Origin of the sequence: Algibacter ulvanivorans, from assembly GCF_048381495.1 — a bacterium.
GTDB lineage: Bacteria > Bacteroidota > Bacteroidia > Flavobacteriales > Flavobacteriaceae > Algibacter_B > Algibacter_B ulvanivorans.
On the sequence record NZ_JBLWGD010000034.1, the window covers coordinates 1 to 367 of the forward strand.

Genomic DNA, 367 nt, shown 5'->3' on the forward strand with positions numbered 1-367 from the left:
GTAACCCGGTCACCTTAAGTGACGGTAGTGTGGTGACATTAAACCCAGACGGCACATTAAGTGTAACCCCAGTAACGGATAGCACAGAACCAATCAACTTCACCTATACGGTAGAAGATGAAGACGGTTTAAGCGATCAAGGTCAAGTCGCTATCACCTTCGATCAATTACCTCCAGTAGCGGACGATGAAACGATAGGCAATGCGACGATCAACACGGATGTACCAGTTAACGCATTAGATGGGGATAACGATCCAGATGGCGATAACAATAACATGGTGATTACGGAAGTAGACGGCACACCAATCAGCGTTGGTAACCCGGTCACCTTAAGTGACGGTAGTGTGGTGACATTAAACCCAGACGG

At 47.4% G+C, this 367-nt stretch carries 1 protein-coding gene; it reads left to right on the forward strand.

From position 1 onward, the window contains the following. Positions 1-367: Ig-like domain-containing protein (locus ACNG5D_RS15865; protein WP_418184509.1), on the forward strand; the 367-nt coding region annotated here is incomplete at both ends.